Source organism: Chryseobacterium viscerum (assembly GCF_025949665.1).
GTDB classification, from domain to species: domain Bacteria; phylum Bacteroidota; class Bacteroidia; order Flavobacteriales; family Weeksellaceae; genus Chryseobacterium; species Chryseobacterium viscerum_A.
The window spans coordinates 173,396-189,001 of the sequence record NZ_JAPDFT010000002.1; the positions used below are offsets into that span (position 1 = coordinate 173,396).

Consider the following 15,606-nt stretch of genomic DNA (forward strand, 5'->3'; position numbering starts at 1 on the left):
GGTACAACGAAAATAGTATACACACTATATTGTTTCAAAACTAATAATGAAGCCAATCAAAAAAGCCACCGCAAAAGCAGTGGCTAAAAATCAAATCTAATTATAAGTATGTCCCCTTATAAGTTCGGGTTGTTTTCAGATTCTCTTTGTGGAATACTGAATAAATAATAATTGCTGTTGGGTGTGAAGGCTGTTTTATCCGGGAAATCAAGAACAGAGTGCCCTTTACCGTCTACTGTTTTCACGGTACCTTCCGGTGTAGTGATCTGAACTTTTATTGGTTTTCCATCTGCATCTACAAAAGGTTTTCTTACCACAGTCCCCTGCGTCCTGATAATATCTGAAAGGGAGAAACCTTCTCCGAACAATTCTTTTCTTCTTTCAATCAGAACTGCTGCTACTACTTCATTCTGTGATAGTGATCCAGTATAAATATTAGCATTTCTGGCAGATTTTAATTGGTTCAAAACCGCAACTGCCTTAGAAATATTTCCGTTTCTGGCTTCAGCTTCAGCTTCAATCAGATACATTTCTGCAGCTCTCATGTAGACAATATCTGCAATAAGGGCTGGCTTAAACTTAAACTTTGCATACCTCAGCAAACCTTCTCTTCCTTTCTGCCCATCCCATGAAAATAACTGAGATCTGATATCATTGGCATCAAAAAGGTCTTTAAAATAAGGATCTGCCATAAAGTTGTAATAATAGCTTCCTGATGAAGATACATCCAAAAAATGGAATGCATAACTCGCACCCGACTGTTCCTGTGTCTGCCCATGTCCCCAGATCCATTCTGCATTATTGATATCATTAAAGCCCTCTTTATATTTTTCCGGAGCCATCAAAGGGAAGCCTTCTCTTGCAATTTTCGCAGCTGCAGCTGCTTTGCTCCAATCACCAATATTCAGATAGGTTCTTGCTAAAAGTCCGTTCACTACAGAACGGTCGATTTTATCTTTATTATTTCTGGTATAACTTTTCAGCAGATTGTCCGCATCGATAAGATCACTTTTAATCAAAGTATAAATTTCTTCAAGGCTTGCTCTTTTCTTCCCTACCGTACTTGTTGTGGTAGGTTCAGTATAAACAGGAGCCGTTAAAGCTGATTTATCTTTAAAATAACTGAACTGATAAAAGCTAGCCAGGTTCAGATAACAGAAAGCACGTAAAGCTTTTGCCTGTCCTTTCACCTGATTCTTTTTCTCCTGACTTCCTCCTGTTCCATCAATTCTTGCAATAACATTATTCATATTATTGATAGTGGAATACAACATATTCCATATAAACGACGGTCGCCCCGCTGTACTGTTTACCATTTCTGTGAAGGCATAGGTGGGACCGAAACCATATTTATTAGTCAATACGGCAACATCACTTCCCATTGCATCACTGGTTCTCAATACTGTTGAATATCCGATGTTGGCATAATTTGTCCCCTCGTCATTAAAGTTAGCCCAGGTTCCGTTAATTACTGTTTCCGCGCTTTCTGCCGTTTTAAAAACTTCTTCCTCATTTGCCTGATTGGTAGGAGCCGTTTCCAAATCACTTTCACAGCTTATTAAAGACAACACTGTGATTAAGGCAAAAGACAAATATTTTAATTTTTTCATTATTTTCATTTTAAATGTTAAAGAGTTGCCTGTAAACCGAAAGTAATCGTTCTCATCGCAGGATATCTGTAATATGTTGTTCCGTCTAATGTCTGTTCCGGATCCATTCCTTTATGTTTGTAGAACGTTAAAAGATTTTCTGCCTGAACATAGACTCTGAACTTCTTTAATCCTATTTTTTCAAAGTAATCCGTCGGCAGTGTGTATCCCAAGCTTACATTTTTTACTCTCGCATACGTCCCTGAGTATAAAAACCTTGATGAAGTTGAAGTCCAGTTATTAGTTGTGGTACTCAATGCAGGAACATCCGTGTAAGGGTTTTCAGGAGTCCATCGGTTTAGCATTTCTGAGCTCCAGGAACGGCCTGCAGAGCTTCCGTTATGCATAATCATCGTATAATCATTATCCAGAATTTTCCCTCCGATACTGAATGTTATCAATGTTGAAAAATCAAAGTTTTTATACGTCAAACTTGTCGTTAATCCTCCCATTACTTTCGGAAGCGATGAACCCTGCAATGTTTTTGTTGCTTTTGCATATTCTGAAGTTGTTCCTTCTAGCGTATTTCCGTTTGCATCTGTTGTTATTGTTTTCCAAAGTGGTTTTCCGTTAGTTGGATCTACTCCGGCCCATTCCGGGATGAAGAAATCATAAATGGATCCACCTACCTGCAATAATTTTGTTCCACTTACAATGGAACCTTTCGGAAGCTTTGTAATTTCATTTTTCAACGTGCTTACATTAAGATCAACATTCCATTCAAAATCTTTCGTTTTAACCGGCGTAGTGAATAATGAAAACTCAAAACCTGTATTTTTCAATTCCCCAATATTGGCCTGAAATCCAGTAAAACCAAGTGAAGGAGCCAAAGGCATATTAAATAAAAGATCTTTGCTCTGACGCTGGAAATATTCTACATTCCCTCTAATTCTGTTTTTGAGAATCGCAAATTCTAATCCAACATTTAAGTTTAAATTCGTTTCCCATTTCAAATCCGGGGTTGGTAATTTACTGGCAACCGTTCCGCCTTCTCCTAAATTATTGTAAAAAGCATACAAACTCTGGTAAGCATAATAATTACTTAGCTTGTCATTTCCCTGACCTCCATAACTTGCACGAAGTGTCAACTGGTTAAAGAAATTTAACTCTTTAATAAAATCTTCATTGGATGCTTTCCATGAACCACCTACTGACCAGAAAGTTCCCCACCTGTTTTCAGGAGAGAATCTGGAAGAACCATCTGCTCTCACCGATCCGGAAACAAAATATTTATTCTGATAATCATATTCCGCTTTTCCTAAAAAGCTCAACAAACCTAATTTGTCACTGTTTCCGCTAAAACCGCCTAACAAAGCTGCAGCATCCGGTTCATAATAATAAGGCAATGAAAACTGACTTCTGTTTCCTGAAATTGTCTGATATTCATAATGATAAAATTCCTGCCCTCCCAAAAGATTGATATGGTGCTGGCCAAATTTTTTATCGTAGGTTAAAATATTACTCGTCGTATAGGAAAGTGTTCTGGAATTTGTTTTCGTCACAGAACCACCAATTTCTGTACCTTGCCCTAACAAAGGATTGGTATAATAATGACCGTTATAATTCACCAGATCAACAGAGAAGCTTGTTTTGAATTTCAGCTCAGGCAAAAATGTAAATTCAGCAAAACCTTTCCCCGAAAAGTTATCTTCCCGGTTTTCATTTTTATCTAAAGGTAAGGTTGCAGCGGCATTTTCATTTTGCAAAGCATTTGTTGGTCTGTATTTTCCAAAATCATAGATGTAATTTCCACTTGCATCCAGCTTGTAACTTCCGTCAGCATTTCTTTCATAATAAGGATAAAAAGACGGGATCACTCTCGCTGCATTAATGATATTATCCGTTCTGGAATCTGATGAAGGAGGTGCTTCCTGAAGACTGTTTGTATACGCTAGGTTTGCTCCTACATTTAACCATTTTTTAACTTCAGAATTGATTTTTAATCTTGTACTGTACTTCTTAAAACCAGATCCGATGGCAATTCCTTTATCATCCAGATAGCCCAAAGAGAAAAAGTAATTGCTTTTTTCACTTCCTCCGCTGAAATCCAGATCTATCTGATTTCTCGAAGCTACTCTTTGCAGAATATCTTTCCAGTTGTCATTCCATAAAGCAGTTGCCCCCGGCAAAAGCTTCCCATCTGTTCCTACTGGTTTTGCATAATTTGATCCATAAGGATTAATTCCCAATGAATTTATCAAATTGTCAGTTGCCATTTGTGCAGCCTGCTGAGACGAAATCTGGCTGGATTTATATCCGTTTCTCAATGCTTCCCAATATAACTGAAAATATTGATCTGTATTTACCTGTTCATAATCTTTTACCGCTCTGCTTGAGAAACCCTGGCTTATATTAAAGTTTACTCTTGCATCACCTTTTTTACCAGATTTTGTGGTAACAATGATCACACCGTTTGCTCCTCTGGAACCGTATAATGAACTTGCCGTAGCATCTTTCAGAACACTGATCGATTCAATATCGTTTGGACTTATAGAATTGATGTTTCCATCAAAAGGCATTCCGTCAACTACAAATAATGGACTACTCGAAGCACTTACAGAACCAATTCCACGAATTCTGATTGATGCTGTATCCCCCGGCTGTCCTGAAGAGCTTACCGCCTGAAGTCCGGGAACCTGTCCTTCCAGTGCTTTTGTTATATTTGTAACAGGTCTGTTATTAATCTTATCACTTGAAATTGTAGCTACAGAACCGGTATAGCTATTTCTTTTAGCTTTTCCGTACGCTACCACTACTACTTCATCAATCTCTTTTTCATGAAGACTATCTTTTTCCGGTCTGGAATTTTGTGCACTTATACTGGTCACTCCCAGAAAAAATGCAGCAACCGGAGGTATCCAGGCTTTAGAAGTGAATAAATTATTACTAATCATAATCAATTTTATTTATCATATATTAAAATTTTGCCCTTTGCAGAAAAGTCAGCAAAGGGCATCGATAAATACGATAAACCAAATGCTTATTTTTCCTAAAAAGGCTGAACGTAACACCTTGCCCATTGGGTAGGTTGTCAAGATATCATTGGGTCAGTTCCCTCCATCTTTCTTTATAAGCCGATCGAAATATGGTTGCAAATCTAAAAACTTTTAGTCTACAAAACAAGTAGACTTATATTTTTTTCATGATAAATTTTCAAAATTTAACATAAGATTATAATAAAACCCATTACTATAAGGAGTTGCAGCCGTTATCATTTTATCAAACATGACAAATATCATTATTAATAATATAATTAAACGAACGTTAATCTATACTGAAATTTTTGATCATTTAATTCAAAAAAGTTTTTAATTTTATAGTATGAAAATTTTAATTATAAACGGACCTAACCTCAACCTGTTAGGCACCAGAGAACCTGAAATCTATGGAACTGTTTCTATGGAAAGCTATATGGAAATTTTAAAATCCGAGTTTCAGTCTCATGAATTAAAATATTACCAGTCGAATATTGAAGGAGAGCTTATCAACAGACTTCAGGAAGATGATTTTGATGCTGTAGTGATTAATCCGGGAGCTTTTACCCATTATTCTTATGCCATTGCTGACTGTTTGAAAAACATCAGAAAACCAAAAGTAGAAGTTCACATCAGCAATATTTATAAAAGAGAGGAATTCAGACAGAAGTCTGTGACGGCAGCTAATACGGATGCAGTTTTATCCGGCTTTGGAATGGATGGATATAGGCTGGCCATACTGAGTTTGAAGTAATTATAGTTTATCCTTTTCCCACAGATCGCACAGATTTTCATAGATAATTATAGATACAAGAAAATAATTCACTCAATTCTTATCCATTTAACGCGTTAATATTTGAGAAATAAAAAACCAAAATAAAAAAGCCTCATCAATGATGAGGCTTTTCTGTATGGTATTGATAAACTATTAGATAGTTTGTTCCTGTAACTGAGGTCCTGAAGCCACTAACTTCTTACCTTCTTCAGTATCACAGTACTGCTCAAAGTTTTTGATATATCTTGCAGCAAGATCTTTTGCTTTTTCTTCCCATTCTGAAGCACTTTCGTAAGTCTCTCTAGGATCTAAAATACCTGTAGAAACGTTTGGTAATTCAGTAGGAATCTCAAGGTTCATGATTGGAACCTGAGTTTTAGGAGCATTATCGATAGAACCATCAATGATGGCATCAATGATTGCTCTTGTATCTTTCAGAGAAATTCTCTTTCCTGTACCATTCCAACCTGTATTCACCAAATAAGCTTTAGCTCCGTGCTCCTGCATTTTACCGATCAATGTTTTAGAATACATTGTTGGGTGTAATGTAAGGAATGCTTCACCAAATGCTGGTGAGAAAGATGGCTGAGGTTCTGTAATTCCTCTTTCTGTTCCGGCTAATTTAGATGTATAACCGCAAAGGAAGTGATACTGAGCCTGGTCTTCATTCAAGATGGAAACCGGAGGAAGTACCCCGAACGCATCTGCTGAAAGATAAACAATCTTCTTAGCATGACCTGCTTTAGAAGGCAAAACAATTTTGTTGATATGATAGATTGGATAAGAAACCCTTGTATTTTCTGTAATAGATCCGTCTGTATAATCTGCTACTCCATTGTTCACAACAACGTTTTCAAGAAGAGCATCTCTCTTGATTGCAGCGAAGATATCCGGTTCTTTTTCTTCAGATAAGTCGATAACTTTAGCATAGCATCCACCTTCATAGTTGAATACTCCGTTGTTATCCCAACCATGTTCATCATCACCGATAAGGTATCTTTTCGGATCTGCAGACAAAGTAGTTTTTCCTGTTCCTGAAAGACCAAAGAATAAAGCAACGTCGCCTTTTTCTCCTACGTTAGCGGAACAGTGCATTGAAGCCATACCTTTTAATGGAAGGTAATAATTCATCATGGCAAACATTCCTTTTTTCATTTCACCTCCGTACCATGTACCTCCGATGATCTGTAGTTTTTCAGTAAGGTTGAACATGATAAAGTTTTCAGAATTCAGTCCTTGAGCTTCCCAGTTCGGGTTTATTGTTTTAGAACCGTTGATTACTGTGAAATCAGGCTCTCCAAAGTTTTCAAGCTCATAGTGAGAAGGACGAATGAACATATTAGTAACAAAATGCGCCTGCCATGCTACTTCAACAATAAATCTTACTTTAAGTCTCGTATCTGCATTCGTTCCGCAGAATGTATCTACTACATAAATCTTTTTAGATTCAGCAAGCTGGTTCAGCACTAGTTCTTTACAAGAACCGAAAATTTCTGCGGTAGTAGGTAAGTTTACTTTACCATCCCAGAAAATTGTATCTCTTGTAACATCATCCTGAACAATATATCTGTCTTTAGGTGAACGACCTGTGAAAATTCCTGTTTTTACTGATACCGCGCCAGATTCTGTAAGTTCAGCTTTCTCAAATCCCTGATTTTCAGAAGAAACTTCAGCCTGGTATAATTCTTCATAAGAAGGATTATACACTACTTCATAGTTTCCTTTAATCCCCAATTTCTCTAAATCCTGGATGATTTTAGTGTTTTTCATTTTACTTATATTTTCTATTTCTTTATTGACTTCAACAAAAATAATATTAATTATTTGTTAAAGGTGGTTTAAATATACTGATATAAGTCAGAATGACAAATAAAAAAACGGAATCGTAAGGCTTTGATTATAAATTGATTATATTTTCCCACTCAAAAACAGTAGGAAAACCTTTCTCCCAAAAATAGTTCTTATAGTCCCCAAATTTGGCACTCATTACAAAATCTCCTCCCCATGCACCTAAACTTTTGACAAAGGAAGGGCAATCTGAGAATATTTTTTCTTTAACTGTGGAAATTTCAAGGAAATCAGCAATTTTATGCTCATGAATCATCATTAATTCAGAAAAACATTCCAATTCATTGCATAACATTATTTTCTTTGTGATATCTGAAAATTCATCAACCAATTCCGGAGACTTCTTTTTTGATTTATAAAAGTTGATTCCTTCTCTGCTATCCTGCTTCTGATTTAAGTGAATAAAAATCAGTTCATTTTTAAACGAAGGATTGAAATCTACCTTCTCATATTTAATCTCAGGTTTACTCTGGAAAAGAACTGCGGATTTTTCTTTTGCTACCGCTATATCATATCCACTTCCTCCTAAACTAATCGTATTCAGATGAAAAGGATCAATCTCGGCCCATTCTGCAAGATTATTCATCAAAGTAGAACTGCTCCCAAGACCATAGTCTGCAGGAAACTGAAGGTTAGTCTTTAACTGATAGGTAAGGTTGGTCTTGAATTTAGTAATAGAAAGCTGCTGAACATTCTTTAATGTTTTGACAATAAACTCAGCGTTTGATGGAATGTTGGTTTCTAAGATCTGCCAATTTTTATAATCAATAACAGCTTTCAACCATAATTTGTTTTGATGATAAGCTTCCCAATAAATAAGTGACTTTCCATCTTCTTTTTCTTCAAAGAAAAACTCTTGTCCCAGCTTGGTAGGTACCGCTAAGACAAGAGCTCCATCGATTGCGAAATATTCTGAAGTAAGCATAAGCTTGCCCGGTGAAAATATCGCGTTCATATATTTTTAATTAGATTGCAGAAGCAGCATCTACTGATCCGTCAATTTTTTTGATCAATCCCTGAAGGGTTTTTCCTGGTCCTACTTCTACGAAGTTGGATGCACCATCTTTAATCATATTCTGAACAGACTGTGTCCATTTTACAGGACCGGTAAGCTGAGCGATCAGGTTTTGTTTGATCTCGTCAGGATTCGTTACTGCTGTTGTAGTGATATTCTGGTATACTGGAATAGTTGCTTTTCTGAATTTTGTTTTTTCGATTGCTGCTGCCAGTCTTTCTTGTGCAGGCTGCATCAATGGTGAATGGAAGGCTCCGTTTACCGGTAATAACAATGCTCTTTTAGCACCCGCTTCTTTCAGTTTTGCACAAGCTTCTTCTACTGCAGGTGTTTCTCCTGAGATCACCAATTGTCCTGGACAGTTATAATTTGCAGGAACAACAATTCCGCTGATCTGTGCACAGATTTCTTCAACCTTAGCATCATCTAATCCTAAGATAGCTGCCATAGAGCTTGGATTGGCATCACAAGCGTCCTGCATAGCTTTTGCTCTTTCGGAAACTAATTTCAAACCGTCATCAAAGGACAGAACTCCATTGGCAACCAAAGCTGAAAACTCTCCTAAAGAGTGTCCTGCAACCATTTCAGCACCAAGACCGTTTACGGCTTTTAATGCTGCTACTGAATGTATAAATATTGAAGGCTGGGTAACCTCTGTTTTTTTAAGATCCGCGTCCGTTCCGTTAAACATAATGGAAAGAATGTCGAAACCTAAAATTTCATTGGCAGATTCCATCAGATCTTTAATATCTTTTCTAGAATCATACAATTCTTTTCCCATTCCTACGAACTGAGAACCCTGCCCTGGAAATACAAGTGCTTTCATGTATTGAATTAAATATTATGCAAATATAACTATAATGTTAACAATATTCTTTTTAAAGAGCTATAAATCATGTTAAGGTACCAGCCTGATTACTCTGTAACCAGTGTTTACATAAGCACCGTTAGCTTTAGATTTTACAAACTCAAATTTTGTAGCAAGCTGAGTCTGAACTTTATTCATCTGCTTGAAGATCTCGCCTTTTTTATTTTCTCTGGTTAACATGTCGTTTACTACATCAAAACCTACGATAGCATATTTTGGAGGAGTTTTACAGTATTTGCTTTTGTAAGCAGCCAGAATTTCTTTTTCAAAGCTGCCATCTGTATTGATCTTTCTATCCATCAGATATACCAGGCTGGCCTGGCTCAGCTCGTCAACTTTTTTCTCAAAAGTTGGAGAATAAAACATACTGAATGCTTTTACTCCCTGTACTTCTTTAGAAATAGCTATGATTCTGTTGGCAAAAGCATCTCCTGCTGCATTATCATCATTCGCCAAAATGGCAATAACCGGTGCAGACTGACCTGTCATCATATTCTGATCTGGCTGAATATCTGCTGGTGAGTTGACAATAATAATATTAGGGTTTTTCACAGCTTTTTCAAGCCCTGCTTTAATGTAATTGGCATTTTCTTTCTTAGCATCTGCCACTACATATATTTTTTGGTCAGAATAAATTCCTTTTACTTCTTCTACAATCTTATCCGCATATGTCTGATTATTCGTTTCAACGATAATCAGATTACTGTAGTTATATAGTTCCGGAGTGTTGGCAAATGGTGCTACAATCGGGATTTTCTGATTTTTGGTAAAATCAAGAACATCAATTACATTAGATTTAAAGAATGGACCAATAATAAGATCTGTATTATCAGGATTAATCTGTGTCAAAGAGTTTTTGAATGATGCTTCGTTTCCTGAATCTACTATTTTGATATCCAGTTTCTGTCCACCTCTGGCATTCCTTTCAATAGCAAGTTTAGCCCCTGTTAAAAAGTCAAGTGCCATTGCTCTGTACTGGGTTTCGTTTGTACTGTACCCAAATGGAAGCATTAGGATCACACTAAGGGCGTCACCGTTTTTCTTAATGTATGCTGCATCCTGTTTTTTGATCTTTAAAACCATTCCGGTTTTCAACCCATGAGAAAGGTCCGGGTTAAGAGCAATAAGTTCATCTATCGAAACACCGAATTTATTAACGATGGAAAATACAGTATCTCCCTGCTGAACGGTATAGGTTACATAATCGTCTCCTGCAGCAACATTGGAAGAGATCGTCGATTTCTCGTTCCCTGAATCCATTTTTGCTTTTGGATTTGTGGTCTCAGCAGCGTTATCCGTATTTGTATTAGTATTGGATGTTTTTATTTTAATGGTTTCACCAGGTTTAAGTCCTTTTTCTTCCAGTCCTGGATTTAAAGCAAAAAGGTCCTGCTGGCTGATTCCAAACTGTTTTGTAATTCTGTAATAATTATCTTTAGCCTGGATCACATAAGATTCTCCTTCTACAGCAGTGGTAACTGTTGTAGGTGTAATTGTCGTTATGTTTTTTTCTACAGCGGGTTCAGCATGTTTTTCTGCTGTTACAGTCTGTTGAGTGCCTCCATATTTTTTGATGCTGGCAAGAGGCAAAGTAATTTCATCTCCGATTTTCATATGAGAATCCAGTTCAGGATTCAGTTTTCTCAAATCGGTTTCAGAAATTCTGTATTGTTTTGTGATGCCATAAATCGTTTGCTTTGGCTGCAAAACAATTTTACCTGTTGAAGAAGTACTTGTACTTGAAGTTACTTTTTCTACCGGAGCTGTTTTTGTGACAACCGGAGTGGCTGTTTTATCAGATTTTATGGTTAAAACATCTCCGATAGCCAGTTTGCCATCTTTATGTTTTGGGTTTAGCTTCAGCAATTCATCTACAGTCATTCCATACTTTCTTGCAATGTTGTAAGGATTATCACCTTGCACAACCGTATGTGATTTTTGGGCTGAAACTCCCAAAACCATACATAAACTGGATAGAATAAAAAACCTCTTTATCATATTCGATAATTATAATTTACAAAAATACTTCTTTAAAATTAAATGGCAACAATTATTAATTTGGAATCTTGAACCACCATTTCTTCCAAACAATTTTCAAGCCACGAATAGCCATAATCTGAAAAGAATACACTAAAATTATAAACTCTCTCCTGCCATGTTTTGGCGGGATGAACATCTAAAAACAGATTTTCAAGTCTTTCCAGCAATTCATTTTGTTTTATTTTTTCAGCATGGAGCAGACGTTTTTTCATTCTTTTGAAAGACTTCAATTGTCTTACTTCTTCTGCCTTCACCATATTTCCAAAAGATTTCTCAGTGGTTTCTGCTGAAGTCCTCAACGCTGAAAAACTGTTGATCAGCAACTCTTCTTTCTCGTCGAGCAATTGTAAAATCGGATTATCTTTTAAAATCTTCTGATTGGTAAGTACTGTGAAGTTCTGGAAAAAATCTTCTATTTTAAGATTCAGTTTCTCAATTTTCCCTAATGTTTTCTCTTTCAGGAAAAGCATTGAGTTTCTTGGAATAAGAATAGGAAAAGGAGTAGCAATTTTTGAGAAATAATCTTTCAGCTCCAGCCAGTACATGATTTCGGCATTTCCTCCGATATAAGCCAGATTCGGAAGTACATTTTCCTGATACACGGGACGCATTAAAGCATTGGGACTGAATTTTTCCGGATGATTTTCCAATTCAGCCAGTATTTCTTCTTCTGTAAACTGAATGGGTTTATCTACGATGATATATTTCTGTCCGTTAAATTCTATTCTATCTCTGGTTTCAGAAAGGTAGAAAAGGTTAATTTCACGAGGATTTACCTGCACTTTTCCATATTTTCCCGTCAGAAAATCTACTTTCTTCTTAGAAGTTTTCTGTAAACTGAAATGAAGAAGTTCATCTTTAAATACCTCCTTCATCTGATTTTTAAGCTCTTTAGAATCTCCATCCAGAATCAAAAGTCCGAATTCTGAAAAAAGACGATTAACTAGAATCTTAATAGCCTCCGTTAAAGTGTTTCCTGTTTTATAAGCTTCCTTCATCATTAAGATCAGCTCGGTTCCAAAAATGGAATCTTTGAATTCTTTTTCAAATTCAGAAATAAAATAGGTATCACTGATCTCAATTCTTCCTACCGGACCGCCGGACTTCTCATTAGTCTCGTAATAATTATTTTCGGTTTTAAAATGATTGATCTCGGCAAAATCATGATCTTCTGAAGCCATCCAATATACCGGAACAAAATTAAAATCCGGGAAATTTTCTTTCAGATAGGTACATGTCTTTATGGTCTGAAGAATTTTATAGACAAAGAAAACAGGTCCCGAAAACAGGTTCAGCTGATGTCCTGTTGTAATGGTAAATGTATTTGGCTGTTTAAGATTCTCAAGATTTTCTTTCTGTTTTGAAGAAAGTGAGAGGCTCGAAAGCTGGCCTTCTAATACTTCAGATAAAATTTCTCTCTTCCCTGATGAGAAAGAGTCTTTTTTCAAATGAATCTGTTGTTTAAAATGATCTAAAGAAAATGTATTATTTTCAAAACCCTCAATTTTCTGATTTAAAAAATCTTTTACCAATTGAGGAATGCTTTCTATATCGTTGAATGATATTTTATTTATTGTTTTCAACCTGTACAGTTTTTAGTTGAACAAATACCACACGATCCCGATGTTCAGTCTGAAATCATATACCGGATAATGTGGAAATGCATATGCTTTGTTATTGGAAATAACAGTTCCTATCTGCTGACCTTCTATGAAAAAGAACATCTTTTTCACCTTCATATTGATATAGATATCGGCAATAGGCTGCCCTCCAATTGAAAATGAATCTGCTCTTGGAAGGATATATTCATTAAGAACAGGAAAATAATCTCTTGACGCAAATTTAGAGAAGTAATATACTTTAATACCTGCCTGAATTTCTGCTGCTTTTTTGAATGCCTGTGTCTGATAGAAGAAATTGGCTCTCCCAATAAAGCCTGGCATAGGAAGCAATTCTTTATTCGTTAAAGTATTTTGGAAATGCACCCTCGTATTCAGATGGAATTTATTGAAGCTGAATGTAGCATCGCCCCCTATTTGAGAGATATTCACAGAATTATCACTTTGCTTCGGGCTTCCGTTACTGTCAAAATAAGTATAGTTATCTATTCTGAAATAGTTGGCGAAAATCTCTGTTTTAAACCATTTCAGATTGATGCTTCCTCCCACTTCCATTACAGACTGATTCTTTGCATTTTCAAGATAATAATTGAAATTGTTGTAAACAGAAGTGTTCAATAAGTAATTAAATGAAGGATAAGCACTTTGGAAATTCACTTTAGCATTAACGAAATAATCTTTAATAGGCTCGAACTTCAGATTGTTGGTTGTTTTCAGGTAGCTTTTAAACTGGCTTCCGTTTGAAAATTCCAGGAATGAGTTCAATTGAATTTTGTCCCAAAGTTTTACCTGCAGATTTCCTACAGCTCCGATTCTGTTTTCTTTAAGCTCACCAGGAAAAGGAACGCCATTAAGGGCAACAACATCTCTTATTCCCAATTTGATCATCTGATAACGTACACCAGCATCCAATTTGAATTTTTCATTATTAAAAATCAAGCTTACCGTATTGCTGAAGTTTTCAGAATATTTTTTTGTGGTCAATGGGAAACCATCAACCAGTTCAGTAGGAGCATCATACCAATAAGATTCCAGCGCTGTCTGATTATAGTAATATTTATTCCCTTGATGAGAAATAATATGTTTTATACTGAATGGAAATTTCCCGGAATTGAATGGCGTAAACTGGTGGCTCAGGTAGTATCTTCTGTAAGAAAACTGTGAGCTGCTGGATGCCAGGTTTACCTGAGCATTTTGCCTGTTACTATAATTACTGTCACCATTCATGAACAGATTATCCTCGGTAATACCTCCACTTTCCTGATTGTTTACATTCTGGTGAAGATAGTGTGCGAAGATTTCATAGTTTCCGCTTTTTGAAATATAGTGCCCTGAAAATAGAGTATTATTATTCGCAGCTAATGAATTTCTGTAAAGTCCCTGAGAACGAAGTCCCATATATTCAAGAGCAAAATTGAATCTTTTCCCAATATTTTGAGTGTAAGTAGAGGTTAAAGCCGCACCGTTTCGCATTGCATTATGATATACAAATGAAGCGGTAGGAGTTTTTACGTCATAGTATTTCACATCATTTGCCCCAATGATCATATAAGATTTATTGGATGGCAGTAAGGAAAGATTCTGTTCGTCATTTACCTCAAATACCAACGGATTGAATCCAGATCCTATATTGGCAGTCTGTACTCTTCCAAAGTTATCCTTATTATTTTGTTGTGAAAAGATATAGGTTTTATCAAAAGTCATTACGGTATCAAAAACTTTCTTTTCAGAAAACTGGGTCTGATACTGATAATCATTAATAGTAGGCTTGAAAATTTTCAGGGAATCTTTTTTCCCGGAATCTATCACAAGAGTATCTTCTTTTTTAGGTTGAGGCTTTGTATCAGCTTTATTAACGACCTGCGCTTTGGCTACAAAACTTAAAGAGAAGAGTATGAAAAGGATGTACTTCATTATTCATTATTGTACAGCAAAAATAAGAAATAAAAGGACATAAAAAACCCCACAATAAATGTGGGGTTTGAGATATTTTTATTAGAAAAATTTTAGTTTTTCACTAAGACAAATTTATTACCACTAGAAGTACCTGCATTACCTGAGAAAGTAAGAGCAGAAATATTTATACCACTAGTACAAAAGTTAACTGTCCCTGTACCAGATATATTCATATTACCCGTAGATCCTCCATAACTAAAAGCTTGATTGGAAGCTACTGTGATACTACCATTATTCTGAACAGTAACAAGCATGTAAGATGTAGTCGGGTTGCTAATATAAGGATTGTTGGTTGACAATATCTTAAATTGGTTAGCGGCAGGACCTGGCTGTATAGTAATTAGATCTCCTGGTGAATAATCTTCCCAAGTATCTGTTACAACCTTATACGTTCCAGTGAAACCTGACATATTAAATGGACATTCTAATGAATATTTCAATGTGTGAGTTTGATTGAACGTAGCATTAGGCACTGACGAAGAAATCTTAAAAGTAATCACTTTTTGTGTTTCCAAAGCACCACTTTCTAATAATTGTACTTTAAAGCTTCCAACCTTTTGTCCAGCAGGAAGATTATCCGTTTTATTTAGAATCTTAAAATCAACACCTTCTACTGCTGTAGAATTAGCGGCATCAACAGCAATTTTTACTTCTGTATTTTGCCTTGCTTCACTTAAAGTGGTATATACTACTGCAACCTCTCTAGATGTTGTTCCTTTTACTACTGTTGCCTCAGAGCTTTCAGCACCAAAACTCACAAAATTATCACCGTCATATACTGCATCGTCTCTCTCTGAACAAGCAGAGATCATTAATGCAAAAAGGGGAATACTTAAATATTTTAAAATTTTCATAGCTAAA

10 protein-coding genes and 1 riboswitch are annotated in these 15,606 nt (G+C 36.0%); of the genes, 1 reads left to right on the forward strand and 9 read right to left on the reverse strand.

The window, feature by feature from the left end; translation table 11 throughout:
- Positions 1-116: 116 nt before the first annotated feature.
- Complete coding sequence (locus tag OL225_RS14965; protein ID WP_264518784.1) at positions 117-1,610, reverse strand: RagB/SusD family nutrient uptake outer membrane protein; 1,494 nt, start codon at positions 1,608-1,610, stop codon at positions 117-119.
- 17 nt (positions 1,611-1,627) lie between these two features.
- Positions 1,628-4,543, reverse strand: coding sequence for a SusC/RagA family TonB-linked outer membrane protein (locus OL225_RS14970; protein ID WP_047376519.1), 2,916 nt, complete (start codon positions 4,541-4,543; stop codon positions 1,628-1,630).
- A gap of 83 nt (positions 4,544-4,626) precedes the next feature.
- Positions 4,627-4,725: riboswitch (SAM riboswitch) on the reverse strand.
- A gap of 245 nt (positions 4,726-4,970) precedes the next feature.
- On the opposite strand from OL225_RS14970, the gene OL225_RS14975 reads away from it, so the two are divergent.
- Positions 4,971-5,378: a type II 3-dehydroquinate dehydratase gene (locus OL225_RS14975; RefSeq protein WP_047376518.1), complete on the forward strand. Its 408-nt coding sequence runs from the start codon at positions 4,971-4,973 to the stop codon at positions 5,376-5,378.
- A gap of 174 nt (positions 5,379-5,552) precedes the next feature.
- On the opposite strand, the gene pckA is transcribed toward OL225_RS14975, so the two are convergent.
- From pckA to OL225_RS15010, 7 genes are all read right to left on the reverse strand, one after another.
- The gene (gene pckA / locus OL225_RS14980) at positions 5,553-7,169 is read right to left on the reverse strand and encodes a phosphoenolpyruvate carboxykinase (ATP) (RefSeq protein ID WP_047376517.1); all 1,617 of its coding nucleotides are present in this window, start codon (positions 7,167-7,169) and stop codon (positions 5,553-5,555) included.
- 127 nt (positions 7,170-7,296) lie between these two features.
- Positions 7,297-8,202: a GYDIA family GHMP kinase gene (locus OL225_RS14985; RefSeq protein ID WP_264518785.1), complete on the reverse strand. Its 906-nt coding sequence runs from the start codon at positions 8,200-8,202 to the stop codon at positions 7,297-7,299.
- Between the two features lie 10 nt (positions 8,203-8,212).
- Positions 8,213-9,088 carry an ACP S-malonyltransferase gene (gene fabD, locus OL225_RS14990; RefSeq protein WP_047376515.1) on the reverse strand — a complete coding sequence of 292 codons (876 nt, stop codon included), beginning with the start codon at positions 9,086-9,088 and terminating at the stop codon, positions 8,213-8,215.
- Positions 9,089-9,160: 72 nt separating this feature from the next.
- On the reverse strand, positions 9,161-11,128 hold the full coding sequence (locus OL225_RS14995; protein ID WP_052184646.1) for a LysM peptidoglycan-binding domain-containing protein: 1,968 nt from the start codon (positions 11,126-11,128) through the stop codon (positions 9,161-9,163).
- Between the two features lie 38 nt (positions 11,129-11,166).
- Positions 11,167-12,753, reverse strand: a complete 1,587-nt coding sequence (gene bshC / locus OL225_RS15000) for a bacillithiol biosynthesis cysteine-adding enzyme BshC (RefSeq protein ID WP_264518786.1) — start codon at positions 12,751-12,753, stop codon at positions 11,167-11,169.
- Between the two features lie 12 nt (positions 12,754-12,765).
- Complete coding sequence (locus OL225_RS15005; RefSeq protein WP_264518787.1) at positions 12,766-14,703, reverse strand: putative porin; 1,938 nt, start codon at positions 14,701-14,703, stop codon at positions 12,766-12,768.
- Between the two features lie 92 nt (positions 14,704-14,795).
- Positions 14,796-15,599, reverse strand: a complete 804-nt coding sequence (locus OL225_RS15010) for a DUF4843 domain-containing protein (protein ID WP_264518788.1) — start codon at positions 15,597-15,599, stop codon at positions 14,796-14,798.
- Positions 15,600-15,606 lie beyond the last annotated feature (7 nt).